This is a genomic window from Paenibacillus glycanilyticus, assembly GCF_023715145.1.
Lineage (GTDB): Bacteria > Bacillota > Bacilli > Paenibacillales > Paenibacillaceae > Pristimantibacillus > Pristimantibacillus glycanilyticus_A.
The window spans coordinates 204169-226695 of the sequence record NZ_JAMBNP010000011.1; the positions used below are offsets into that span (position 1 = coordinate 204169).

General features: G+C 42.3%; 25 protein-coding genes and 1 pseudogene. 22 read left to right on the plus strand and 4 right to left on the minus strand.

The features are described 5' to 3' along the window. Positions 1-131: 131 nt before the first annotated feature. Positions 132-977: a helix-turn-helix domain-containing protein gene (locus M3194_RS24845; protein WP_251656784.1), complete on the minus strand. Its 846-nt coding sequence runs from the start codon at positions 975-977 to the stop codon at positions 132-134. A 180-nt stretch (positions 978-1157) separates the two neighbouring features. Between M3194_RS24845 and M3194_RS24850 the strand changes: the two genes are divergently transcribed. The 13 genes from M3194_RS24850 (at position 1158) to M3194_RS24910 (ending at position 12634) form a co-directional block, all read left to right on the plus strand. Beyond that, positions 1158-3203, plus strand: coding sequence for a beta-galactosidase (locus tag M3194_RS24850; protein ID WP_251656785.1), 2046 nt, complete (start codon positions 1158-1160; stop codon positions 3201-3203). A 588-nt stretch (positions 3204-3791) separates the two neighbouring features. Further along, positions 3792-4388: a hypothetical protein gene (locus tag M3194_RS24855; protein WP_251656786.1), complete on the plus strand. Its 597-nt coding sequence runs from the start codon at positions 3792-3794 to the stop codon at positions 4386-4388. Positions 4389-4508: 120 nt separating this feature from the next. Then, a complete protein-coding gene (locus M3194_RS24860; protein ID WP_251656787.1) occupies positions 4509-5795 on the plus strand; it encodes an IS110 family RNA-guided transposase in 1287 nt (428 codons plus the stop codon). Positions 5796-6314: 519 nt separating this feature from the next. After that, positions 6315-6773 (plus strand): WapI family immunity protein, encoded by a 459-nt coding sequence (locus tag M3194_RS24865; protein ID WP_251656788.1) that lies wholly within the window; start codon positions 6315-6317, stop codon positions 6771-6773. Between the two features lie 198 nt (positions 6774-6971). Continuing rightward, positions 6972-7262 (plus strand): hypothetical protein, encoded by a 291-nt coding sequence (locus tag M3194_RS24870; protein ID WP_251656789.1) that lies wholly within the window; start codon positions 6972-6974, stop codon positions 7260-7262. 171 nt (positions 7263-7433) lie between these two features. Next, the gene (locus M3194_RS24875) at positions 7434-8252 is read left to right on the plus strand and encodes a tyrosine-type recombinase/integrase (RefSeq protein WP_285889543.1); all 819 of its coding nucleotides are present in this window, start codon (positions 7434-7436) and stop codon (positions 8250-8252) included. Positions 8253-8414: 162 nt separating this feature from the next. Further along, positions 8415-8876, plus strand: a complete 462-nt coding sequence (locus tag M3194_RS24880; RefSeq protein ID WP_251656790.1) for a DUF6882 domain-containing protein — start codon at positions 8415-8417, stop codon at positions 8874-8876. Between the two features lie 89 nt (positions 8877-8965). Continuing rightward, a complete protein-coding gene (locus tag M3194_RS24885) occupies positions 8966-9163 on the plus strand; it encodes a hypothetical protein (protein WP_251656791.1) in 198 nt (65 codons plus the stop codon). Between the two features lie 71 nt (positions 9164-9234). Next, entirely contained in the window at positions 9235-9801 is a 567-nt protein-coding gene (locus tag M3194_RS24890) for a hypothetical protein (RefSeq protein ID WP_251656792.1), read from the plus strand. 135 nt (positions 9802-9936) lie between these two features. Further along, complete coding sequence (locus M3194_RS24895) at positions 9937-10566, plus strand: hypothetical protein (RefSeq protein ID WP_251656793.1); 630 nt, start codon at positions 9937-9939, stop codon at positions 10564-10566. 309 nt (positions 10567-10875) lie between these two features. Beyond that, entirely contained in the window at positions 10876-11403 is a 528-nt protein-coding gene (locus tag M3194_RS24900; protein ID WP_251656794.1) for a hypothetical protein, read from the plus strand. 114 nt (positions 11404-11517) lie between these two features. Next, positions 11518-12171, plus strand: a complete 654-nt coding sequence (locus M3194_RS24905; protein WP_251656795.1) for an ATP-binding protein — start codon at positions 11518-11520, stop codon at positions 12169-12171. A gap of 103 nt (positions 12172-12274) precedes the next feature. Beyond that, positions 12275-12634, plus strand: coding sequence for a hypothetical protein (locus M3194_RS24910; protein ID WP_251656796.1), 360 nt, complete (start codon positions 12275-12277; stop codon positions 12632-12634). A 133-nt stretch (positions 12635-12767) separates the two neighbouring features. Here the strand turns inward: M3194_RS24910 and M3194_RS24915 are convergent. Beyond that, a pseudogene (locus tag M3194_RS24915) lies at positions 12768-13992 on the minus strand (IS110 family RNA-guided transposase). Positions 13993-14365: 373 nt separating this feature from the next. Between M3194_RS24915 and M3194_RS24920 the strand changes: the two are divergent. Then, positions 14366-14755, plus strand: coding sequence for a hypothetical protein (locus M3194_RS24920; protein WP_251656797.1), 390 nt, complete (start codon positions 14366-14368; stop codon positions 14753-14755). Positions 14756-15028: 273 nt separating this feature from the next. Continuing rightward, positions 15029-15691 (plus strand): 3'-5' exonuclease, encoded by a 663-nt coding sequence (locus M3194_RS24925; protein WP_251656798.1) that lies wholly within the window; start codon positions 15029-15031, stop codon positions 15689-15691. A gap of 193 nt (positions 15692-15884) precedes the next feature. Here the strand turns inward: M3194_RS24925 and M3194_RS24930 are convergent, their stop codons facing one another. Further along, positions 15885-16301 carry a MerR family transcriptional regulator gene (locus M3194_RS24930; protein ID WP_251656799.1) on the minus strand — a complete coding sequence of 139 codons (417 nt, stop codon included), beginning with the start codon at positions 16299-16301 and terminating at the stop codon, positions 15885-15887. Between the two features lie 24 nt (positions 16302-16325). Beyond that, the gene (locus M3194_RS24935) at positions 16326-17060 is read right to left on the minus strand and encodes an SDR family oxidoreductase (protein ID WP_251656800.1); all 735 of its coding nucleotides are present in this window, start codon (positions 17058-17060) and stop codon (positions 16326-16328) included. A 677-nt stretch (positions 17061-17737) separates the two neighbouring features. Here M3194_RS24935 and M3194_RS24940 point away from each other — a divergent pair. The 7 genes from M3194_RS24940 to M3194_RS24970 all read left to right on the plus strand — a co-directional run. Then, positions 17738-18481, plus strand: coding sequence for a hypothetical protein (locus tag M3194_RS24940; protein ID WP_251656801.1), 744 nt, complete (start codon positions 17738-17740; stop codon positions 18479-18481). A 447-nt stretch (positions 18482-18928) separates the two neighbouring features. Further along, on the plus strand, positions 18929-19093 hold the full coding sequence (locus tag M3194_RS31730) for a MerR family transcriptional regulator (protein ID WP_397334381.1): 165 nt from the start codon (positions 18929-18931) through the stop codon (positions 19091-19093). 52 nt (positions 19094-19145) lie between these two features. Continuing rightward, positions 19146-19340: a hypothetical protein gene (locus tag M3194_RS31735; protein WP_397334382.1), complete on the plus strand. Its 195-nt coding sequence runs from the start codon at positions 19146-19148 to the stop codon at positions 19338-19340. Positions 19341-19386: 46 nt separating this feature from the next. Continuing rightward, entirely contained in the window at positions 19387-20262 is an 876-nt protein-coding gene (locus M3194_RS31520; RefSeq protein ID WP_311291969.1) for an SRPBCC family protein, read from the plus strand. 231 nt (positions 20263-20493) lie between these two features. After that, on the plus strand, positions 20494-20823 hold the full coding sequence (locus M3194_RS24960) for a hypothetical protein (RefSeq protein ID WP_251656802.1): 330 nt from the start codon (positions 20494-20496) through the stop codon (positions 20821-20823). A 171-nt stretch (positions 20824-20994) separates the two neighbouring features. Further along, on the plus strand, positions 20995-21474 hold the full coding sequence (locus M3194_RS24965; protein WP_251656803.1) for a hypothetical protein: 480 nt from the start codon (positions 20995-20997) through the stop codon (positions 21472-21474). Positions 21475-21680: 206 nt separating this feature from the next. Then, positions 21681-22527, plus strand: an 847-nt coding sequence (locus M3194_RS24970; protein WP_251656804.1) for an IS110 family transposase, incomplete at its 3' end; no start/stop codon positions are given.

Below are 22527 nucleotides of genomic sequence, written 5' to 3' on the forward strand. Positions count from 1 at the left end.
GTAGCGAAGCTGCCGAGGGTATCCCGGCAGCTTTTAAGCCTACGCCTTCATTCGCCGCAATCATCTCGGCACCGATAAGGGCCAGATACGAATAATTCCGACAAGTCAAGTGGTATTTAGCAAAATAATAATTACGCTTTATGCATTTCCCTGAACTGAAGCGGTGTCATTCCCTCCAGATCCCGGAAGCACTTGCTGAAATAGCTGGTTTGGGAGAAGCCGGTTTCGAGGGCAATAAGCTTGATGGACAAGCTGGTTGAAGCCAGCAGCCTCTTTGCCTGAAGAATACGGGATTCGACGAGGAAATCCGAAAAAGATTTGCCAAACGTCTTATTGAACCTCCGGCTGAAATAATGCGGGCTGTACCCGGCGATAGCTGCGGCCTGCTCCAATGTGAAGGGCTGATTGCAGTGGGCTCGAACATAATTGGCCGCCGCGCGGATCTTGTCCGCCGCTTGATGAACGGAAACATTAAGCTGGCTGGCGGTTGTCTGAATCCTTGTGAGCAGCTCGTAGAGAGTGGATGCGGCAGCAAATTCATCATCCACTTCATAGCTTCTGCCAAGCTCCAGCAGCCGCTCCAATAAGGGCTCGACCGGAGCGAGATCCGGCAGCTGAAACAGCCAAGGCTCATCAAGTCCTTTTCCATCGAGCAGCTCCTCCGGCCTTGCGCCGAAAAAATGCACCCATCTTATATTCCAAGGATCCCTCGCATCGGAATGATAGGTTTGCCTAAGACCCGGCCCGTACAGAAAACCTTGTCCCTGCGTGAGCTCATAGGTCATATTATCCGTTTGCAGGTAACCTTTGCCGCTAAGCACGATATGCAGATTGTAATAGCGGTCAAGGTTATTTTCTGTGGTCGCATACTCCCGGTTAACGGCATGCTCGGCGAAGCCGCTGTAGCCTCCGATAAAGTCCGGGAAGCAGGTGTGCCTCTGGAATAGCGGCTTGGGGAGGAAAATATGTTCTTTCATCGGGCACCTCTATATAACGCAATATTTTCACACGGTAATGATAAATAAGAGTAAATACAGCAATTCGCTGTAATAGATATGACAATATTTTAATACAGTTCGCATCTTTTTGTCATATCATTGGGCAGAATCGTCAACTAGAATGGAGGTAGATAAAACATAAGTCGGGAGGCTGTCAGAATGGCAAAATCAATTCGCATGGACGAGTTAACTTTAGGGGTGTGTTATTATCCGGAGCATTGGCCGGAAGGGCTGTGGGAAGATGATTTCCGGCGCATGAGAGAGATGAATATATCCGTCATTCGGATGGCGGAATTCTCATGGGCGATGCTTGAACCGCAGGAAGGCGTATTTGATTTCAGCTTTTTCGCGCGGGTAATGGACCTGGCGCACAGCTATGGCTTAAAGGTGATTCTGGGTACTCCAACCGCAACGCCGCCCGCATGGCTGACGCATAAATATCCGGAAGTGTTAAATGCCCGTCAGAACGGTGAGCTCATCAAGCATGGCATGAGACGTCATTACAATTATTCCAGTCCCAAATACCGGGAGCTTTGCGAGCGTATTGTGCGCAATATGGTTAGCGCTTACAAGGACCATCCATCGGTTATTGGCTGGCAGCTGGATAACGAGTTTAACTGCGAGAAGAACGTGTTCTACGCGGAAGCCGATCATGCCAAGTTCCGGGTATGGCTGAAGGAAAAGTATGGTACGCTGGACAATTTGAATAAAGCGTGGGGAACGGTCTTCTGGAGCCAGACCTATACGGAATGGGAGCAATTGCATCTGTCCCAGACGGATTCGCCGAATCCGCATCTGGCTTTGGATGAGAAGCGGTTTATTTCGGATAATGTCATTTCATTTGCCAGGCTTCAAGCTGACATCATCCGCGAGCTGGCGCCGCAGCACTGGGTAACGACAAACGGATTGTTCGGCCATCTGGAGAATCACGAGATGACAGATGAGCTGCTCGATTTCTTCTCGTATGATTCGTACCCGCAGTTCAGCACGATTTTCTACAAGGAAGACGAGATTAATCCGCTGCAGGACCGGCAATCCAGCATTAATCTGACGAATGTCAGGTCGATATCTCCTAACTTCTGTGTCATGGAGCAGCAATCCGGGCCGGGAGGCTGGGTGGACCGGATTGAGATGGGAACGCCAAGACCGGGTCAAATTCGGTTATGGTCCTATCAATCCGTCCTTCACGGAACGGATCTGCTCGTCTACTTCCGCTGGCGCACAGCGACGTTTGGCACCGAAATTTATTGGCATGGCATCAATGACTACCACAATCAGCCGAATCGAAGAGTCCGGGAAGTAGCGCAGGTTGGCGGCGAGTTCGCGAAGATCGGCTCTTTGATCGCGGGGACGACCTACCGGGCGGAAGTAGCTTTTCTGCAGGATTACCCTAATAACTGGGATGCGGAGCTGGACGTGTGGCATGGACCGCTTCAGTGGCAAAGCATGCGCTCCTGGTTCAAGCAGCTGCAATACCGGCATATCCCGGTTGACTCTCTTTTCTTGCGTTCCCATACAAGTCTCGAGGATTTAGCCAAGTACAAAGTGATCGTGTATCCGCATCCGGCGATTATGACCGATGAAACGGCGGAGCTTCTGACCCGTTATGTGGAACAAGGCGGCCAGCTGTTCTTTGGTGCCCGTACAGGATATAAGGATTTGAACGGGCAATGCTACATGCGTCCATTCCCTGGTCCGGTAGCCGGACTGTGCGGCATTACGGTTGAGGACTTCACGCTCGTTAAAGGTAAAATCAAGGCTGCGGAACTGAACTGGGAAGGCAGATTGTCCGAAGGAACAAAGACGGTTGGATTCAACGAGATCCTAAGCGTTCAGAATCCGGAAGCGGAGGTTGTAGCCCGGTATTCCTCCGAGTATTACAAAGATGCTCCAGCCTTAACCCGTCGTACCTACGGCGAAGGTCAGGTGTGGTATTACGGCGCAGCTTACAGCGAGCCGGTAGTCGATGCGCTGCTGGATGAGATCGGCCTGATTTCTCCGCTTGCTGGCCGGATCGAGGCACCTGCTGAGGTTGAGATGGGTATCCGTGCCTCCGAGGATGCGGCTTACGCTTTCCTGCTGAATTACATGGAACACCCGGTAACGGTTATAGTGAAGCAAAGCGCGACAGAGCTGCTGACTGGAGCAACGGTTGAAAATGAAGTGGAAATGCCGGCATACGGCGTTATGATTGTAAAGCTCTAAGCTTAAAATGAAAGCCCCCGCGAGACTTGTAATGCAGGGGCTTTCCGCATAAAAACAAAAAGGCCTGCGGCAATCAGCCGCAGGCTACAATAGAGAATATATAAAGGGGGGTCTTGTCCTTTATTATAGGAGCCGATAATGAAGGGAACCTGAGCGGAATATTACAGGAAGGTTACAATTTGAATTCTTGATAAGTCTAGGGAATGCTGCTGATGAGGGAAAATAAAGTTCTTTAATTGAAAATAAAGTTGTTTAATGAAAAATAAAGTTCTTTAATCGATAGGGAATAGCTAATTGTCTGTGAAAATAAAGTTCTTTAATACTGCTTATAGGTGGAAATTTCCCGCGCTCACGGGTACAGAGTGAGCTTGGAAAACAAGAACATCTACATACCACGGGAGTCGCATAAAATGCGACTTTTTATTTTTTTATGTATGATCGTGGAGATCGTTTCTTAGTAAAAAATTCCTGTAGAGTTGCACGAATTATTAAGCTAACGGGAGGATAGCGCAACTACAGCCCACAATGAGCGTATATATTGGAATAATAAGTAAGTATTATATATGTGATTATGGGAGTGCGTAGCAGATGAAAAAGTGGATCATATCGTTCAGCCTAATTGTGTTCATCATTGGTGCAGCTTGGGTAATATATCTAAAGTACCCCCGAACCATTGATTTAGAACTGATAGGCGTTAAATATCAATTAGGTTCCGAAGGTGCAAAGTCGGCAACGGAGCCAGCTACGGTTGTCATTAAGGGGAAGTTACATAAGAGCTTAAAAGGTGAGCGTGTATTCAAGGGTTACATTACGATAGTCGGGGAAGTGATTCCAGTACCGAAAGACCAGAGGAAGCTGGCAATTCATTTTTCAAGCGACGGTTGGGGAGTGATGAATTACCCCTACGGTATTTTTGACAAGTATGGAGAGCAGGGATCCAGAGCAAAACCTGGAATTTACCAGTCACATATTATATTTGCAAACAAAGATTTCAGACAAGTCACGTTGCTTCTAAAAACACCTGACCAACAGTCCGAATATGAAAATGGAGATTCTCAAAGTGTATGGAACGCTGAGAATGGAAAGATGTTATCTGCCCCCGCAACAACACGTGAAGAAGCTTTGACATTATCCAATAAGTTAATGCGTGAATTCCTGAAACTATATGGGAAACCCTTACAATAACTTGTCCATTATATGATTAAGCTAAACAATCCTGTAGAGCTTAAGAAATGAGCTTTGTAAAAAAAGGAGCTCCTCGGTATGATGGGTTTGTCGAGAACACATCAGGGAGGAGCTCTTACTATGAAGTTTAAGGAAATAGACGCACAAAATCAACGGGTTGAACAAATTACTACCTCGCATCTTGTAATAGGGATCGATATGGCGAAAGAAATACATGTCGCACAAGCTACAAATTTCCGCGGGATAGTGGTTTCCAAACGCCATCTCTCATTTTCCAATAGTATTGAAGGGTTTGAAAAACTGAACCGCTGGATGAGTGAATTACAGCAGAAACATCGATTGAATAGGCTCATCATCGGCATGGAACCAACCGGGCATTACTGGTTTAACCTGGCCAACTGGCTAGCAGATAAAAGCGTGCATGTAGTCATGGTTAATCCAGCAACGACGAAGAGAAATAAAGAAAACCGAGATAATAGCCCGTCAAAGAATGACCCGAAAGATGCACTGACCATTGCAGATTCCGTCAGCCGAGGTTTCTACTACGAGTACACGCGTCAGTCACATGAGTTCCAGCGCTTGAAGACCTTGATGAGTGACCGAGAATTTTGGGTGACGAATAGTGTACGGCTGCAGAATCGAATCGTCCGCTGGCTGGACATTCGTTTCCCGGAATATCCTTCGGTGTTCAAAGACTGGACCTGTAATCGTTCAATGGCGACTCTCAAGACCTTCCCTTGTCCACAGGATCTTGAGAAGTATACGGTATCGGATATCCTTAGTGCATGGCGAGTCCATATGCAGCGTGCTGGAGGCACTACGGGAACCGAGAAGGCCGCGCAACTGATCGCACAAGCAAAACGAAGTATTGGAGAACGGGTTGCTGTTGACGAAGCGAAAGCAGATTTAAAACGGCTCATTGAAGAGTTTGAGCGTGTAACCTCCATGCTAGAACAGATCGAAAAGGACATCGAAGCGCTGCTTTCGGAGATTCCAATGGCGCAGCAGCTTCGCACCATAAAAGGGTTAGGGAAGATTTTTACCGCGGCCATATTGGCTGGTACAGGGGATCTAAGGCAATACGCGCACGGACGCCAGGTTTTACGGAAGGCAGGCCTTAATTTGGCCCAAAGCACGTCCGGAAAGCGCAAAGGACAGATTGTTCTTTCAAAACGAGGAGACTCTGCCTTGCGAAAATATCTCTATCTAGCGACCGTTCAGCTTGTTTGGAATAACCCTGTTTTTCGCCATCTGCATGAACATAATGTGCAGGAAAAGAAGATGAAAAAGCAGCAGTCCATCTTTAAGTTAATTGGAAAACTAGCACGGATCTTGGTTGGTATTGTTCAAAGAGGAGAAGAGTTTACGCCAGAGAAAACGGTTATGAATTGGACTGAAGCAGCTTAAGTTTTTATGAAGATACATCACGTATATTGACTCGTTCGCGGGATTTCACAAAGAAAGCACGGAGAACCGAGTTCGTTCCTCTTAAGGGCTAAGACCCATCCGCTAAACGCGATCGGTATCCACACCTTGGACAAGTATAACGAAGGATTGTAAGGGCAATGACCCGTTGAGTCATGGGAGGGTGAACGCCAAGGGATCAGTGGAGTATGTGTGCAGTAGAAACTGATTGGGGAATATTTCCTAATAGTCCTCTATTTCCACATGCCCAGCCCGCCATCTCAATCCGGTTCATCTGTTCACTATCCTAAGATTGATCTGATCTAAGGTGTTGAAATCCTGCGAATGAGTGAGTATATGTGAGATAAACCCTTAAAACCGAGGGACGAGGAACTATAGCGTAACAATGGGACAGCAGCCGGCGTACAACGATCGGTTGCTAAAGGGCAGTTCACTTCCACAGAACGGATGAATTGGTGGTAAAATTAATATTAAAAGAAGTAACAGTTATAACGAAATGAGTTGATTATCCTGCTCGATTTTATTGTTCGAGGTAAACAAGGTTCTTTTATACGAATCACTTTAGATGAGATATTCGGTTTTCCGACAACGACAAGCCATTTTGGTGGTTATGATGTTAAAGGATCCACAGAAATCAAAAGCGGGAGCTATTATGTTAATGGCGAAGTATGGTTTTCAACTGGTGATACATACGAGTTCTACAATCAAATAGTTCGTTGTTATACGGAATTAGACGGAACAGCTATATTTTGTTCAACTGAAGAAAACCTCAAATTTGAAGTTAAATTTTACAATCGAGGGCAAGTCGTTATAGAAGGGTGCTTTCAGGAATTTGCACACGAGGACAATGAACTGAAGTTTGAGTTTGAAAGCAATCAAAGTTTTTTTGTGGAAACACTCGATGGATTAAAAAAAGTGGTTAACCAGTATGGGGGACTAAAGGGAGTTCGTTCTGATTGACTCTTTGTTAAGCTATAGGGAGACGTTAGTTGAGAACAACAAAACGGCAGCTGATCCCGATGATCAGTTGCTATTTTTGTTGAAGTAAAGGGCAGGATAGTTGAATGACTTCGCGAATAAATTTAAGTACGAAGTTCGCAGTAAAGACGTTGTAAGAAATTCCCGCAAAGTCGATACAATTATTTTTGAGGTGATAATTTGAATAAGAACATAAATATAAAAACAATTAAATCTACCCTAATTCCTATAAGTCTTATTTTAATTATTTGTTGGTATCTATTTGATACTACAACTGGGGAGAGAGTTACTTTATTAGTAGCTGGTAGCCATAATATACTTATACAAGATAAAGATAATCATATTAGCGAAATATCTATAAGTATTGATCTTTCTGATTTAATAACTGAAAGAAAAAAACTATTTGACATAGAATATAAAGAGAGATTATTTCAACGTCCACGTCTTATTTCAATTAAACCAGTAAACTAAAAAATTGATCGTAACACCATAACTCCATTGGGCATTCGACAAAGTTCATTATGCTAACGGGAAACGCTAGTTTAATACAACATGCAGATTAAAACCTCTCCTTAGAAGCAAACTAGATTTAATAGCTTCTAAAGGGAGGTTTTATTTATTAACTTAAGTGACTTATGGAAGTTGTATGAAGCGGATAAACGTATTCAAGGATTCAGTCCAAAAACACTGAAAGCATACTCGCTTCAGCACAAAATGTTGATATTGGAATTAGGCGACCTGGCTATAACAGAAGTAACGTTAACAATGCTGAAGGAGTACTTAGCAAAACAAGCAGACAGATTGAAACCAAGCAGCCTAGGCCATCGAATCCGGTTTGTTCGATCTCTTTTCCGTTACGCTTATGAAGAAACATATCTGACTTCGAATCCCTCTCTCAAACTAAGAGAACCAAAATTAGATAAGCGTATCCCTAAGTTCTTAATTGAGGAAGATGTTATACACTTGAAGATTTCATGCCAGTCGCTAAGGGAAAGAGCACTGCTTGAGTTCCTTTACTGTACCGGTTGCCGTGTCGGGGAGATGGAGAAGATCAACATCGAGGATCTGAACTGGGAGAACAGCTCAGCAATCGTTAATGGCAAGGGATCGAAACAGAGAGAAGTTTACTTTACGACAGAGTGCAAGGTATGGTTAAAGAAGTATCTGGCCACCCGGAAGGACTCCTGTAAAGCCTTATTTGTAACAGATACTCGTCCAACTAAACGAATGTCAATACCTACAATAGGATGGGCATTAAAACGCCTTGCAGACCGTGGAGAGATTGAAGCAAATGTATACCCCCATCGTTTTCGGCATACCTATGCGTGCCAACTACTTGATAATGGAGCCCCTCTGGATTTCATCCAAGGTATGCTCGGCCATGAGAAGGCATCAACCACGCAAATCTACGCACAGCTCCGCGGAGAGCGTAGGAGAGAGCTTTATAAACGCTTTTTTTAATGCTTGGCGGCGGATCCAATAATCACTCCGCCGCTATTCAACGAAAGGGCAGTTTAGCGTAAGAACTAAGGTTAGATAAAAGGAGTTTGAAAGTATTAGGCGAAACCTTTTCTATAATAACTTTAACTGATTTTCAGTAACTGAGAGCTTGGTGAAAAGATTATGTCGATGACAGATGACCAATTCGATGAATATTTGGATTATTGTTACGAGAACTTAGAGGAAAAACAAGAAATACTAAATAAAGAGTACGGAATTGGGGACTTTCAAGAGTATTGGTATGACCAAGAAACAAGTAAGATTCAGTTTAAAAATGATGGTAAAGTATTGCTTGAATTTAGCGTTGTGTTTATTGGTTCATGGTCAAACAAAAGTAATACTTGGTTGTGGGCATGGGCAAACAATAGCATGACAGATGAAGTAAAAGAACAGTCCTCAATTTTGAAAGAATTAAAATCCATTACAGGGTTCGATATCTTTACGAAGGAATATTTTGACTGTGACGAAGCAATGGCACACGAATTAACTGCTTTCGCTGTCGAACATTTAAGAGCAAAAGGAATGTATATATCTCCAGATGATAAAAGAAAATTATTCATGGCTTTAATACATCCATTACCCTAACTGGGAACTTTAATTCAACAACACTAAAGTAGCCGCATGACCGGCTGCGGTAGTATTCTATATCTCATGTAACTGAAGATGGGGGAATTATGGAAGACGAATGGTTTTGTCCGGCGGTAAAAAAGGTTATAGCTCATGGTTTATGTTGGGAATATTTCTTCGCTGGGCGTGGTGGTCCCACAGATACTGCGGAAGAATTACGAGAATGGATTAAACGAACGGGTGCTTTCAAGGATTTAGATGAGTTCCAAATTGTTTGTGAAACATGCGGATATAAACATGGATGACTCGGCAAGCTTTTTCAGCTAACGTAAGAACGTTAGTGAAATAAATATTTATCAGAACGGAGGACAGTTTGATGCTATTCTCTTACGATTTAGAACCTGTCGGCTGGGCAAGTGTACAGCTGGAAATTAATAGTCAACGACTTTTTATTAATCCCAGCTATCTTTCTGAACCACTAATTGATCTAATGAATGGCGTTATGTCTCTTCTGCCTGAATGTGTACCAGAAGATGAAGTTAAGAAACAATCTGTATTTGAGTGGGATTCGGAACCAGCGATACATAAGTGGATTCTCACCAGGCAGAGTGACACTAACCTAGGTATAAAAGTATGGCTTTATAAGGATGGTAAAATTGGCGAAGAGGGTAAGGTTGTTTTTGATCAAGTATGTGCATTGAATGATTTCATAAACCTATTGGTTGTTTCTCTCGAAAATATGCTTTGCAAATATGGAATTGTTGGATATAAGGCAAATTGGCTTGCTGCTGATTTTCCTCTAAGTGGTTACTTGAAATTAAAGTTTTACGTCAAACAGAAATGTGCGTTTCCTATTCAGCAATTAAACAAAGAAGAATGGAATGAATATTGGCATAGTAACCTTGATCAAGAATTTGAGATGTTGAAAAATTTATTGAGCTAACGTAAGAACTATAGCTCAACAACAACACGACAGTAGCCGGTATATAAAGATCGGCTGCTTTTTGCTGAATGAATGGGCAGGATAACTAAATTGGACTAACGAATAAGTTTCATAAACAAGGAGAGGAAGAAGAAATTGCCTTCTTACTTACCAGATTACGAAAAGTTATACGAATGTTCAGATGTTTACTCAACAAGACCTTTTAAGGCAGGTATTGAAGCCGATTTTGAATATTCCTGCGCTTTGTTACGTGGTGATATAAAGCCTTCTGAAACAATTGAAGTTAGACATATGAGGGGAACACACACACCAGCGCTTGCTATCCATACCGGATTTTCCTTATTGCTGCACGATTCGATTATTGAGGCGTTCATCCAAAACCAGATTACTGGCTGGGAAACGTTCCGAATAGCTCTCTACGGAAAAAATGATGAAATCATTCCTAATTATTCAGGAGTTTCCATTACAGGCAGATGCAATCCGCTCGACTATTCCCGCAGCGAAATTGTGTACAGGGAATATCCTGGGGGGATTTTTCCTAGATTTAAAGGTAGCTATTTTAAGGATGATTTTTGGGATGGGACGGATTTGTTCATGGATAATCCTGATACAAGAGGATATACCCTGAATAAGTATGTTTCAGAAAGGGTAAAGAATATTTTTGACAACCTTAAAACTAAAAATTTGGAGTTTACGAATCTCACAGGGACCGAGATTGATGTAATGATGATTGCAAAAGAAAGAAGACCGGAACACTTGAGATAATATCTGTACAAGAGGCAAACTTAAGCGAGGAACGATTTTCGATAGACCGAAGGCTTACGCTATCGGAGAACTATAGCTCAATAAACAAAGCGGAAGCGGATCAAGGATCTGCTGCCGTTTTATTAATGTAAAGGGCAGCGATTCTCGATAGAGGGAGGATAGTTTATTGGATCGTCCCTGAGACTGGATTTATAATGACAGGTAATAGTACTAAATATGAGGTGCTTTAATGTCCGAATATTCTCAAATACAAACTTATATCAAGAGTGTGCCGGAAAATTTCAAAGACATAATAAGGCAGTATGCAGATTGTTAGATTCTCTTGGATTAGAATCTAAATACTTTACATCTGAGCAGAAATGGGGACTCTTACACACTTTGTGGTTAGGTGGTGATGCAGAGGAACAGCTATTCAATAATGGCTGGTGCCAACTTCATATACGTCCATATGTGACGGGCTGGATCCCTGAGGAAAGAGATGAACCCCAAGATACTTGGTTAGAAGTTAGTTTATTATTTTTAACAGTAGAAATTGAAAATCCAAAAGATGAGATCAAGTCTCTCTTATGGGGAATTATGAAAAAGTTTTCGGATAAGTTTCCTGATAGTAGTGGAGTGTATCTCACAAACGAAGTAACGGATGGAAAACCGTGGGAAGTATTAACTTATGGGGAAGAAGGCATATGGGAGTTTGATGCTGCCATTCTGCCTAAATATTTGTCTTTTGATTATAAGGATTATCCTGCTGATGAAATGTTCACTAAAATTAATGAACATTCAATCTTTGTTGCAAGGAATGCTATCTGGCAAACTGAGCCTTGGTTGATAATTGATTGAGCTAACGAGGAACATTAGTTTCAAAGCATGCATAATACGGCTGTAGATTAGAGATCCGCTGCCGTTTTTTATGGAGTAAAAGAGGTTAACTCAACAAATTATGGAGGAGAAGGTATGACCATAATAAGTATCGAAGGTGCTAGTGCTGTAGGAAAAACAAGCACATCCTCTGAACTGGCTGCCATTCATGGGGCTTTTCATATCCCTGAAATTAATACCTGGTGGAAAGAACGACCTAACCCTGAATATAGAGAATGGTGGTTTGAACGTCAGGCAGATCGATGGAGAATAGCCTTGGAAAACAGGAATAAGCACTCATTTGTTGTTATAGACATCGATTTATTTCAACCCTTTTGGTATAACTGGGCGTATGATTTTACTTTATTTGATAATCAGTCGTTAGAGTTTATAGCCGATTACTATCGGAATCTGATTCTAGACCAAAAAATCGGATTCCCTGACAGATATTATCTACTCAGCTGCAGTAAGGATGAACTAATTAAACGGAAAGAATCGGATTCTTCGAGGAAACGAGGGGGCTTTGATATGAATTTACAGTTCATCAAGCCACAAAAAAATTACTTCGAAGCGCTTAATAAAGAGGTTCCCGGTCTAGTCCATTTTATAGATTCCGTGAGCGTTGATAGAAATATTGGGGAAATTATTACATCGATTCCGAGTACCCAAAATAAGCATACTTACTCAATCGAGTTGTTTGATTTTATGGTGGACTGGCTATCTCGAAATAAAGCTGATCAGTTCAGATGAGCCGTTACGCTAACGGAGAACTTTAGTTCAACATTTGAAGAAGCAGCACTCGACTCACAATAGTTTCTTTTTGTTAAGTTATAGTGCGATTTGAGGTGATTATTTGGCTGAATTTATTTGGGATTCAATAGAAAATATTTATTCTCCTCTAGAAGAACAACTTCAAAATGGGATGACACTAGAGATTATAATGATATGTAATGAATCACTTGAAGGACTTAACGCTACTATTCTTAATGATCTATTTCGCACATGGACATATGGTTATAATGGAAGGTATATCAATCCATTTAAATTACTTGAATTTAAGAGCTTTGAGAATTACATCAAAGCGCAGGTTAAAATAAAGAATAAAAATAAAGAAGTAGATGAGCTTAGGCTCTTTATCCAAGATCTGCTCCACTTTCTTAATTCCGACGACATTCATATTACAAACTTAGGACTAAAAATTATGCAAGAGTGATACAGTCCCGTTCTTTAATCTACCCCGAAAATTACTCTTAGCACAGACCCAAAAATGGCAGCACGAAACTAAGCCCAGCTTTTATGTTTTTTAAAAACTGTGCTTCTTCGAAAATAGGAGAGATTAGGACTTGTTAAGAGGCTTCTGAGGCAGAAAGAGCAACCTGAAAACCAAGACTCTCAAGCCTGCGAACAGCTTGCTTCATAATGGTTTCTTGCTGTCGCTTGTTCAAAGTAATGACTGCCTAAATCTCTGTAGTCCTCTTTGCGTGTGAGAAGGTAATACACAATAGCCATGATGGAGTGGGCGACAGCGACAGCTGCTCGGTGTCGGCCTTTACGTGCGGCGATACGCCGGTACTGAGCTCCCAAGTAATTATCGGATCTGCATACGGAGTGGGCGACTTCAATGAGTGCCGCTCGGAGATACTTATTGCCTTTGCGAGTTTTCGAGGATTTTCGTTTTCCGGCACTTTCATTTTGCCCTGGCACAAGGCCAGCCCATGAGCAGAGATGAGCGGCAGAAGGGAAGCGAGAACCAACATCGGTTCCAACCTCAGCCAAGATTTGTTCCGCCGTACGTCGGCCAATTCCCGGGATGGTATCTAATCGCTCAATGTCTTGTTGAAAAGGGTCGAGCCGTTTGGCTACCTCCGTGTCCAACTCAAGGATTTGTTCATTCAGAAAGTCAACGTGAGTAAGCATCGTTTTCAGCATGATCCGCTGGTGTGCACTCATGTTACCCCGTAAGGCTAATTCTAGCTCTTCTTTCTTTTTCTTTAAGGTTCGTCTTGCGAAGGCAGCCAGCTTTTCCGGATCTTCTTCACCCTCGATCATGGCCCCCATCATATCGCGGCTGCTCACGCCCATAATGTCGGAGACAACAGCAGCGAGCTTAATATTGGCGCCTTCCAGAACCTTCTGGACTCGGTTGTGTTCACGAGATCGTTCCTGAATCAGACTGCGACGGTAACGAACCAATTCACGAAGTTCGCGTTGGTTACGGTCAGGAATATAACTCGGCTTAAGCAGCCCGTGACGCAGCAAGTTGCAAATCCATTCTGCATCTTTCACGTCTGTCTTCCTGCCGGGGACGGCCTTGATATGCTGGGCGTTAACGACAAGAAAATGAATCTCCTCGGCTTCAAGCAGATTGACGATGGGTTTCCAGTAGACACCGGTACTCTCCATGGCCACATGTGTACAGCGATGCTGCTTGATCCAGTCGATCAAGTCGAGCAAGAAAACCGTGTGCGTACGAAACGTCTTAATCTCCTTTCCTTCGGGAGTCACGATGCAAGCGGTGATGGACTTCTTGTGAACATCCAAACCGCAAGCGCGTTCGATGAGGACAACCATAACATTCACCTTTCTACGGCAATTAGAGTTGAGGACTGGGCAACAACCAGAAAAGGATTAATCTACCCCGCGTGCTTCCAAAAAGGAGCGACATACCGTGGTGCACCATGATCGTTGGAGTCAGACTAACGGGTGGGTTCGCGACACCATAGCTTAACGACCTTCCTCACCAGCCGTAAGAATAGTATAAAACGCCGCATCAAAATTTTCATTACTCTGTGGTGCCCCGAGAGGGGCATGGATGGCTAACGGGAAACAACAAGCTGCCGGGTAACGATCGGCAGCTTTGTTACGTTAACGGGAGTTTAGCGCAACAAGTCATGGGATTTTCACTTAAAATGTATGGTGAAAACTAAAAGAAGGGGGAGCTCTTGTGAAAGTAAAATATACATTAGTATCTCTTATCCTGCTAGTCGCAATAGTTGTTGTTTACATTACAGTACTTACTCATGCCAGATCAATAAATACGACGATTCGTGGAGTAAACTTTCAACTAGGAACTAAACATATCGATAACGTGCAACCAGAGGTAGTAAGTATTAAAGGTTCTTTGTCTAGAAGTTTGAATGGCTTACGAACATTTAAAGGCTCGATAACGTTCGAACATGATACGATTCCCATCCCGAAAGAGAATCGGGATACCACCATTCATTTTGACAAAAACGGATATGGTTCGATCGTTTACGGTTATATCGAGAATTCAGGAACAAAAGATGCCCAAACCAAAAACTTTTTCCAACGGTGTTTTATTTGCGAACTCTGATTTCAGCTCAATTACGTATCTACCGCGTGGTGGATGGGATGGTGAAGATGGCCTGATGTTTGCAGGACCCGCTATTACCAGGGAGCAAGCTCTAATCATTTCTAATGAAGTTATGAAAAAATTCATTAAAAACAGTCGATACTGGCGATGGTCCCTATGTCTTAAACTAACAGATGGCCACCTCAATCGGCTGCCGTTGTTCATTGAAGTAACAGGCAGTTTAGTGACAAAATGTGGTATATTGTTGGGGAATTAATATTTGGGGGGAAGTCCATGAAAATAATAAACATTTCGGATACAGAATACTCCATCGAAGGATTAAGCGTAAGTGATTTATTAAGTAAAAGGTATTGTGCATTTGATTTAGAAGCTACAGGTCCCAATCAAGAGGAAGAACATATTACGCAGATGGGTGCAGTAATTATTGAGAATAATCAAATTGTAATAAATAAATCATTCAACTCTCTTGTGAAATCACCTAAACAAATACCTCAATTAATTGAAAAACTTACTGGAATTATGAATGATGAAATGAAAAGAGCGCCTGTTTTTTCAAGCGTTTATCAAAGGTTTAATGAGTTTATAAATGGTTGCGTACTTGTAACTCAAGCTGGATATGAATTCGATTACCCGCTATTAATTAAAGAATGTCAACGTAATAATTTGCCAATGATTGATAACGTTGCATTAGATACGAAAGTTGTGTTCTCTTTTTTGCATCCTGAGGTCCAAGAGAGAATTACTACAAATTACCTAATAGATTTTTATAATATAAATGATTCTGACATCAAAAGACATGATGCCTTGGGTGATAGTATATTGATAGCTAGAATTTTTATAAAGTTACTTGAAGAATTAAAAGTAAGGAACATTAATGAAGTCATTATAAACAAGCCAATTATCATTAAGAAAGTACAGCTTGCTCCGTTAACATAGATTAATGTAACGGGAAACTATAGTTCAATCAACTAAGCTGCAGCGGATCGGAGGATCTACTGCAGCTTTGTTGAAGTAAAGGGCAGGTTTCCTTAAATGGGAGGCGAAATCCTTGTTCAAAGAAAATAAAGTATTAGACTGGCACACGTTGATTAAAGGGCAGAAGAGTTCAATAAGAACAATAAGAAAGCTCTCAATCGGCTGAGGAGGATTTCCATTTTTTGTTTGAATCTGGATTTACAAGGACCTCTTTATACGTGTCGATTTTGTAATCAATCATCCTTTGCGTCTCCAGTAAGCTCTCGATCTCGTTCTGAATTCTATTCTTGTGTTCGATCAGAAGAGAGACTCTCTCGGGGAGCGTGACTTCACCCCTTTCGTAAAGCTTACGGAAACGCTTCATTTCTTCAAGCGTCATTCCGGTCGCTTTAAGTCTCGTTAAAAAGACCATGCCATCCAATTGATGTTTACTGTACGTTCTGTGTCCGCTTGTTTTGCGGTCGGCATATGGAAGCAAGCCGATTTTCTCGTAATAGCGGATCGTATCTTCCGACAGGCCCGTGAATTCAGCCGCCTGTTTAATCGAGCTTGCGGTTTCGGGAATGTCCATCGCTTTGCCGCACCTCCAGACGTATTACCATGGTATCACGCCGTTCTCATCAAAGAAACCGCCGTTCGGTCCATCGCTCGGAAGGGTGGTGAGTTTCACGACGATGAAAGCGCCCTGTTCAACGGTACGATAACCCGTATGCCCATTCAAATCCGTAGCCGTGTACCCTGGATCGGCTGAATTTACCTTGATCGGTGTATCTTTTAATTCTTTGGCAAACAAGACGGTTAGCGCATTGACGGCCGTTTTCGAACTCATGTAGGCGAGCAAATTCAATCCGTATTTTTCGGCATCTGAGTCCGGGGTATTGTACTCGGTCAAGGAAGCCAAGCCGCTTGAAAGGTTTGCGATTCTGCCGGCAGGCGATTTTTTAATCAAAGGGAGCATGGCCTTCATGACAGAAAAACTGCCGAAAACATTTGTCTCGTACGTATTCCTTAGAACCGTTAATTCCAGTTGGCTCGGAGGAAGAACTCCTTCAAAGCACACGCCAGCGTTATTGATCAGAACATCAAGCGCTCCATACTGATCGTCAATTTGCTCTACTGTGGATTGTATGGTATTCAAGTCTGTTATGTCCAGAGTAATTGCCTTTGCATGTATGTTCTCGGCCGTCAGGGTAGCCGTCGCTTCCCGCCCGCTTGCTTCATCTCTTGAACCGAGCAATATCGTGAATCCTAGCTTGCCCAATTGCCTAGCAGTCTCAAGGCCGATCCCTTTGTTTCCGCCAGTGATCAAAACGATTTTTGATGTGCTCATGATTACGCCTCCTATAAGTGATAGTTACTTGACTCACGATCACTCTACAACTTGGAGTTCACTCCAAGTCAAGAGCAACATGCAAGATTAGAATGTCTTGTTATTGGACTATTGTAGGGAGTTCAATAAAACAGCAGCAGTCTAGGAACGATCGGTTGCCGCCATTGAAGTAACGGGCAGGATAGCGTGGAAAAATCAGCACGGTGGTAGGTAATTTGATTTATCTGATGAACTAATATGAATGATTATTTTTCACGAGGAGACATGAGCTATTGAAGCTTTTTACAAAGGAAGTTAAGAAGATTATAGTCAACGATTACGAGTTTCTTTGCGTAATTGACCAAAGATCTGAAAGGGAATTTATTAGTTTTAAAATATACCCGTCCAACACGAAAACGTCATGCTTTTCAATAATGTTCTCTTGGAAGGCCAATTGGGAAACCAATCTTTGTCGACCAATGGTTTGTGCAAAGTTAATTCAACATGCCATAAACAATGGCTGGAACTATAATATTAAAAATGCTGTAGCTAAGATCCAAGATAGAGACAACTTAATTCCGAACTTAAGTTTAGATGAGTTAGAATAATGTCTTTAATCGGTTAAACGGAGAACGTTAATTAGAAAACACCTACGGCAGTAAGCTTTACAGTAAACAAACTATATTCGGAGGTGAAAAATGTCTATTTTGAGAGCAATAAAAAAAATCGTAGAACCCCAAATATCAGAGTTGCATTTTAAATATGCAGGTAAAACTGATTCTATAAGCTGGATGTTTTCCCGTAAGTATGGGGATGTCGAACAGTATATAACATTTGAAAAAATTCATAATGAGTATATGAGGTTTATTCTTAAAACTTCAGTGAATTTGAAGACTATTGATCATAGAATAGGTATGGATTTAGAACAGTACCCATTTGGAATTAAGTTTACAAATGAGGATTCATTACTTCAAGCACTAGAGGTTTTATCGGATATTATTATGAATAAGGGGATTGAATGGCTTAATTTTATGAGCATCCCTGACATAGTACCAAAGCAAGAGGAATACAATCCGTTTATTAAATATGTCTCCGATCCAACAAATAACTCATCAAAGTGGGACCTTACTAACGATCAATTTATTGAGGAACTGGAAAAAGATATAATTAATCGTTCTAATAATGGTGTTGAAAAACCAGATTGGCACTACATTATGGAATCGGCAAAAGCAATTGGTGATTTTATTAATTTGAAGTTAGGAGGAAGATGGATAATAGACGACTCCGGTATAGCAAAACCGCTTGTTTCGCAGATAGGTGGTAGACCGACTGTTAGTGCAAATCCTTTTTTTGCTGTATCTCGCTACTGGGGAAGACCTTATCATGAAACGTACTCATTAGTAAGGTGGTTTAACTTAATTAAAAAGAGAACATGTAATTAACCACTTATAAATGCTGAAATATTAGACTAATTTATTGCGCTAACGAAAAACGCTAGTTGAATACAAGCAGTTTAAAACCTTCTATCTGAAGCAAACTAGAATTAATTGCTTCAGTAGGAGGTTTTGTTATGATTATAAGCGAGCTTTGGCGTCACTATGAATCGGATAAGCGAATTCAATGGTTTAGTCCCAACACTCTAAAAGCATATGCCTTACAGCTTAGAATGCTGGTTAGAGACCTCGGAGATTTAGAAATTTCTGAAATTCCTCGTGAGGGCAAAATAATCTGTTCACGATACTCTGCAAAGAAAAGATACAACTTTTACTTTTAAACCTCTTGCACCTTACGAAACGTAATGTTTTACACTAATTACACCGGTGATCAGCTAGCGCCAAAGTAAGGAGTGGATTATGCACCCGCACTGGAAAGTGGGAGATCTAGCGAAAATGACTGGACTTACAGTCCGTACCCTACTATATGAACAGATTGGATTATTTTCCCTGTTTGGGCATTTCGAAATCGGACATCGGTTGTATAACGAAGCCGGTATCGGACGGCTGCAACAAATCTTGTCTCTAAAAGATTTGGGCTTATCGCTTGAAGAAATTTAGTCGGTGCTTAAAGGACATAGGTATACGCCTTCTGCCATCGTGGATATTCAAATTGAACGGAATTCGTAAAAATATAATTACTCAGCAGAAACTTCTGGCTGAACTTGAACGTGTTGCTGAACTGATGAACCGTCAGGAGCCGCCTTCCGTCGATGAATTTATTTCATTACCGGAAACAATGAAGATGAGCCAAGAAAATTTTATCATTGCACATCGGCTGAACTGGGAAAAACATCATCTTGATTAGCTTGGGGATTTTCTAAACAATAATTGTGTTCGGGAGGATTCTTCTTATGAAAACACGATTTACAACTCACGCTACATTTCAGATTGAACGCATTTACTATGCTTCTCCTGAACGCGTTTTTGCGGCATGGTCGGGCCGAAATGCCAAAGCGCGCTGGTACCAGCCTGCTGAAGTATTCGACTTCCGCATCGGAGGTCAAGAGTTTAGTCAGGGTGGTCCTAAAGGTGGACCTGTCTTTACCTTTGAAGCTTATTACCAGGAAATCGTCCCTAATAAACGGCTGGTGTATTCTTACAGTCTGGACCAAGGCAATACTCGGATATCGGCTTCCATCTCAACCATTGAATTGATGCCAACCAGCGAGGGTACGAAGCTGGTGTTTACAGAGCAGGGAACGTTTTTCGACGGTCATGATACGTCGGAACAGCGTGAGCAGGGGACCAAAGAATTGCTGGACCTTCTGGGAAAATCTCTTGGGGAAAGTAACCCCGATACCTTTGAACTTGTGTCTCGTCGAAAGCTTGACGCCCCTCGGAACTTGGTCTACCGCGCTTGGACGGAACCGGAACTGCTTGCACAGTGGTGGGGACCGCACGGTTTCACGAATACGTTCCATACATTCAATTTAAGGCCCGAAGGCGTCTGGGAGTATACGATGCATGGCCCGGATGGAAAAGACTATCCGAACCGCAACGTTTTTCAAAAAATCGGGCCTGAACGTATTGTGCTAAGACATGAAACTTTTCATCATTTTACTGTGACTGCTACATTCGAGGAGGTTGACGGTGGGACGGAAATTACTTTCCGACAGACGCTCGCATCGAAGGAAGATTACGATAATCTCAAACCCATTTGTGAAGAAGGGAATGAACAAAATTTAGACAGGTTAGGATCGCTCTTAAAGAGACTTCTCGAGCAATAACGTCTTTTAATTTTAATACGTATACTCTGTTTGAAGGGTATAAAATCGTATTTGAAAGCAAGGACAGGAGCTGTCTAATGTTCAACCGAGGGAGGGACGGGAAACTATAGCTCAATTAGAACAGCACAGAAGCCGGTCATTATTGACCGGCTTCTGACATTTCTTAACTAATGGGTAGGTTAGTTCCAATATGTGTTAAAATGAAGGGGGCTAAAATTAGGAGTTGAATCAATGACAATTAGCAATAAGGGGTCAAGAAAGATTGTTGTAGACCAAGAATCATACAGATGGGTAATCACTGCATTATCAAAAGGTATTATTACGTTAACCGTTCAGCATGATGAAGTGAAAGGGCAATTGCTAAGGGTAGATATAGAGTCAGACATCAATGAATTTTGGGTAGAATTTCCTCATGTTGAGTCACTCAATAACAAGATCGTGACGCCTGCTGAGATAGCATTAATCATTACTGAATCAATTAGACAAGGATGGAAATCTAGAGAAAAAGGCGCGGTATTAAGTTTTAAACTATCTGAAAGCAAGCTTGTATCATTAAATTAACGGGAGACATTAGTTCAATCAATAAAGCTGCAGCAGATCAGAGAATCAGCTGCAGCTTTCGTTGAAGTAAAGGGCAGATAGTTCCAATATGTGGTATTTTCCCGCCGCGGCAGTTGCTCCATGCCAATTACCCGTTAATCAAAAATTTAGTAGATAGGAAGATTGTATTAAATGATGAAGCAAACTAAACTCACTGTGCTAACTCTAACACTAGCCGCAGCTTTAACGATTCCAGCAATAATTAACGCTGATTCTGCCGAGGTAATACAGACAGAATCCATTCTTCCATTTGTAACTCCAGCCACTTCGACAGAATCACCTAACGATTTCATTGTTATTGTTCCACTGACAAACTATAGCAGTACTGATACTAGCGCTGGCTCTGCTTTCGTAGTGACAGGTGGTTTCGGCTATGGAAAACTTCACTTTCACAACGTAGGTAAAGGCGCGGTAACTGTTACGGTACAACACGTTGCTACAGGCTTAGAATATGTAGCAGTAACTATAGCTCCAGGAGCAGAGTATACGTGGAGAAGCACTACCAATTATCCGCAAGGTATGCGCTCTGGTGATTATAACGTCCAATTTCACTCTTCCACCGCTGCTGTAAGCGTGGATTTTGATGGATACGCATCCAATAGTGTAACTTGAAGGAACTACACTGAATGAAGCTCTGGGGTTTATAAGGGGATGTCGGATGAATTGGTATCTTCACTTTTTATCGTTAGACGAGGAACGATAGCATTCCTGTAGAGCGTTAAATTTCCGCTTTGCAAAAAAACGAGCGCCTCGGTACGATGGAAGTACGCAACGGGTCATAGCCCTAAAAATTCCATCATCCTGGAGGACGCTCTACTATGAAGTTTAAATCGCAGGACAAACAAAATCAACTCATTGAAAAAATTACCGCACAGCATCTTGTCGTGGGGATCGACATTGCACAACAAACACATGTCGCACGTGCAGTTAACTTCCGTGGAATCGTTATCGGTAATCCAATATCTTTCTCAAATGATGAAGAGGGCTTTCAACTCCTTCTTCGGTGGGTTCATTCGCTGCAAGCACACCATAACCTTAGCTCGGCTATTGTTGGCATGGAACCTACCGGTCATTACTGGCTTAACGTCTCTAGGTGGCTCTCTGAACATCAATTTGAAGTGGTTCTCGTCAATCCTCATCTCGTGAAAAAGAATAAAGAAAACCGCGATAATACGCCATCTAAGAGCGACAAAAAGGACGCTCTCGTCATTGCGGACATGGTCAAAAACGGTTATTACTCTTTCGTTCGCAGCACGCCTGAGGCATTTGAGGAGCTGCGTGTCTTCCTCTCAAATCGCGATTCTGTTGTGACGAGACTTGTTAGTGCGAAGAACCAAATTCATCGCTGGGTTGATGTCGTGTTCCCTGAGCTTAGGCAAGTCTTTAAGGACCCTGTGTGCAGAGGATCATTGGCCACACTACGTCTTTTCCCGACACCAGAAGAACTCAGTAAGTTGGAACCCCAAGATGTGGTACACGGGTGGAAGTCCCTAATGAAGCGTCAACCGGGCGAGAGAAAAGCTAAAATCCTTATAGCTCTTGCTAGTCATTCTGTTGGTTCCAAACAGGCTACGCACGCGTACAAGCTCCATTTAAAGCAGCTACTTGCTGAATATGACCTTGCTTGCCAACAGTTGCAAGTAGTAGAAGCAGAGATTATTGCTG

Excerpts from the sequence above, each read along its gene's own strand:
- M3194_RS24845 (WP_251656784.1), bottom strand. The coding sequence starts at position 977 with ATGAAAGAACATATTTTCCTCCCCAAGCCGCTATTCCAGAGGCACACC.
- M3194_RS24850 (WP_251656785.1), top strand. The coding sequence starts at position 1,158 with ATGGCAAAATCAATTCGCATGGACGAGTTAACTTTAGGGGTGTGTTAT.
- M3194_RS24855 (WP_251656786.1), top strand. The coding sequence starts at position 3,792 with ATGAAAAAGTGGATCATATCGTTCAGCCTAATTGTGTTCATCATTGGT.
- M3194_RS24860 (WP_251656787.1), top strand. The coding sequence starts at position 4,509 with ATGAAGTTTAAGGAAATAGACGCACAAAATCAACGGGTTGAACAAATT.
- M3194_RS24880 (WP_251656790.1), top strand. The coding sequence starts at position 8,415 with ATGTCGATGACAGATGACCAATTCGATGAATATTTGGATTATTGTTAC.
- M3194_RS24885 (WP_251656791.1), top strand. The coding sequence starts at position 8,966 with ATGGAAGACGAATGGTTTTGTCCGGCGGTAAAAAAGGTTATAGCTCAT.
- M3194_RS24890 (WP_251656792.1), top strand. The coding sequence starts at position 9,235 with ATGCTATTCTCTTACGATTTAGAACCTGTCGGCTGGGCAAGTGTACAG.
- M3194_RS24905 (WP_251656795.1), top strand. The coding sequence starts at position 11,518 with ATGACCATAATAAGTATCGAAGGTGCTAGTGCTGTAGGAAAAACAAGC.
- M3194_RS24925 (WP_251656798.1), top strand. The coding sequence starts at position 15,029 with ATGAAAATAATAAACATTTCGGATACAGAATACTCCATCGAAGGATTA.
- M3194_RS24930 (WP_251656799.1), bottom strand. The coding sequence starts at position 16,301 with ATGGACATTCCCGAAACCGCAAGCTCGATTAAACAGGCGGCTGAATTC.
- M3194_RS24935 (WP_251656800.1), bottom strand. The coding sequence starts at position 17,060 with ATGAGCACATCAAAAATCGTTTTGATCACTGGCGGAAACAAAGGGATC.
- M3194_RS24940 (WP_251656801.1), top strand. The coding sequence starts at position 17,738 with ATGTCTATTTTGAGAGCAATAAAAAAAATCGTAGAACCCCAAATATCA.
- M3194_RS31730 (WP_397334381.1), top strand. The coding sequence starts at position 18,929 with ATGACTGGACTTACAGTCCGTACCCTACTATATGAACAGATTGGATTA.
- M3194_RS31520 (WP_311291969.1), top strand. The coding sequence starts at position 19,387 with ATGAAAACACGATTTACAACTCACGCTACATTTCAGATTGAACGCATT.
- M3194_RS24960 (WP_251656802.1), top strand. The coding sequence starts at position 20,494 with ATGACAATTAGCAATAAGGGGTCAAGAAAGATTGTTGTAGACCAAGAA.
- M3194_RS24965 (WP_251656803.1), top strand. The coding sequence starts at position 20,995 with ATGATGAAGCAAACTAAACTCACTGTGCTAACTCTAACACTAGCCGCA.